2 protein-coding genes are annotated in these 2,526 nt (G+C 65.7%); both read left to right on the top strand.

The features are described 5' to 3' along the window. Window positions 1-117: 117 nt before the first annotated feature. Window positions 118-1,026: a tyrosine-type recombinase/integrase gene (locus tag ACXYN8_RS13595; RefSeq protein WP_458890011.1), complete on the top strand. Its 909-nt coding sequence runs from the start codon at window positions 118-120 to the stop codon at window positions 1,024-1,026. A gap of 6 nt (window positions 1,027-1,032) precedes the next feature. Then, window positions 1,033-2,226 carry an IS91 family transposase gene (locus ACXYN8_RS13600; protein ID WP_458890012.1) on the top strand — a complete coding sequence of 398 codons (1,194 nt, stop codon included), beginning with the start codon at window positions 1,033-1,035 and terminating at the stop codon, window positions 2,224-2,226. Window positions 2,227-2,526 lie beyond the last annotated feature (300 nt).

Raw genomic sequence — 2,526 nt, forward strand, 5'->3', positions numbered from 1 at the left:
GCACGAACCCGCTTCGCGGGAGGGGTGCTGGCGGCGCGGGTTACGCCAGAGCAAGACCGTAGCGAGTAGATTGAACAAGGCCGATCATTCCGGCTCCTTCAACCGAGGAGTCGAGAGATGAACGATCTTGTACCTGTTTCGCCCATCAGCCCGCTGCGCCAGCGGCTGATCGAGGATATGGCCATGCGCCGGTTCAGTCCGGAGACGCAGCGCAACTATCTGCGCGATGTCGGGCGGTTCGCGACCTGGCTGGGGCGCTCGCCCCACACCGCGACCGCCGAGGATATCCGCCGCTTCCAGATCGAACAGCAGGAAGCCGGCGTTCCGGCGCCGACCATGAACAGCATTGTCGCGGCGCTGCGGTTCTTCTTCACCCACACCCTCGACCGGCCCGAGCTTGCCCGCAAGCTGGTCCGCACCGCTCATGCTCGCAAGATCCCGGTTGTGCTGACCCAGCCCGAGGTGAAGCGGCTCCTCGACGCCACGACCTGCCTCAAGCACCAGGCCGCGCTGTCGGTGGCCTACGGTGCGGGTTTGCGGGTCGGCGAGGTATCGGCGCTCAAGGTGCGCGATATCGACAGCAAGCGCATGCTGCTCAGGATCGAACGCGGCAAGGGTGGACGCTATCGCAACGCCATGCTGCCCGACGGTCTGCTTGTGCTGCTGCGGGAGTGGTGGCGCGCGGGGCGGCAACAGGGGGTGCTCCATGCCGATGGCTGGCTGTTCCCAGGTCAGAACGCGACGGTGCCGATCAGCACCCGCCAGCTCTACCGGGTCGTCGTTCAAGCGGCAGAAGCAGCTGATCTCGCCAAGCGGGTCGGACCGCACACCCTGCGGCACAGTTTTGCGACGCATCTGCTCGAGGACGGCGTCGATATCCGCGTTATCCAGGCACTGCTCGGCCATGCCAAGCTCAACACCACGGCCTTCTACACCAAGGTGGCAACGAAGACGATGCGAGCAGTTGTCAGCCCGCTCGACCGACTGGCCTTGGCGGCACCGGATAACGAGGTGCTGAGCGGCTGAGAGCCGGTGCGCACCTCGCTCGAGGTCGCCCATGTCTTCCGTGCCGCCGGGTTAGCCTACCGGGCCACCCAAGAAGGGCATCTGAGCCTGCATCAGCTCAAGGTCATGTCGGCGATCGAGCAATGCCGCACCGCGGCGCTGGGCGGCCATGTCGAGGCCTGCACCGACTGCGGGCACTGGCGGATCGCCTATAATAGCTGTCGTAACCGGCATTGCCCCAAGTGCCAGAGTGTGGCCGCACGCAACTGGCTCGCGGCGCGCGAGGCCGACCTGCTGCCAGTCGGCTACTTCCACGTCGTGTTCACGCTCCCTGCCGAGATCGCCGCCATCGCCTTTCACAACAAGGCGCTGGTCTATGACCTGCTGTTCAAGACCGCCTCGCAGACCATGCTGACCATCGCTGCCGACCCGAAGCATCTGGGTGCGCGCATCGGCATCACCGCCGTGCTCCACACCTGGGGCTCGGCCATGACCCATCATCCGCACATCCACATGATCGTGCCGGGCGGCGGCATCGCGCCGGATGGGGACCGATGGATATCCTCTCGCCCGGCTTTCCTCCTGCCGGTGCGCGTGCTGGGCGCTTTGTTCCGCCGCCTGTTCCTGACCCGGCTGCTGGCGCTTCACGATGCCGGCAAGCTCGCCTTCTTCGGTAAGCTGGCGCAGTTGGCCGACCGCCGTGCGTTGCTGCGCCATTTGTCACCGGTGAGGAAGAAGCGCTGGGTGGTCTATGCCAAGCCGCCGTTCGCCGGGCCCGAGGCCGTGCTCGCCTATCTCTCGCGCTACACCCACCGGGTTGCCATCTCGAACAGTCGCCTTCTGCGGCTCGACGAGCATGGGGTCACGTTCCGCTACAAGGATTATCGTCGCTCTGCCCCAGACCGGCAGCAGATCATGACGCTCAGCGCCGACGAGTTCATCCGCCGCTTCCTGCTGCATTGCCTGCCACGCGGGTTCCATCGCATCCGCCATTACGGCCTGCTCGCCGGCAGCACCCGCAAGTCCCACCTCGAACACGCTCGCCGATTGCTCGCGGTCGCACCACCTGCAGCTGACGAGCCTTGCCCCGAACCGGTCGAGCCCCGCCCACCGTGCCCGTGCTGCGGCGGGCGCATGATCGTCATCGAGATATTCCAACGTTGCTACCTGCCGCGCGGCCCGCCAGGTCGAGCCAGTCCATCCGGGAACCCTGCGCCGTGACCCGGCATGGCCAGATACCGTCACACCCCGCCAAGGCCACGCTTCTGGCGTCGATGACGTCCGCATATCGCACACCCAAAAGCAGCAGTCTGGTTGCCAAAACCGGACGGACAAGCTTCCCGCGGCTGTTTTGCCAACACACAACCGGACGGGCGGCTCTTGCATCCGTCCGCTTATCGGCGTCGTCAGCAGACGCCAGGACCAGCCCAAACTCGAAATCCCCATAGCTCATCGCATGCGGCCCGCAGGTTCGGGCACCGTCGACTTTCCGACGCCTCTCGGCGTCCGAAACTCTAAACG

The sequence above is a fragment of the Altererythrobacter sp. CAU 1778 genome (assembly GCF_054482795.1).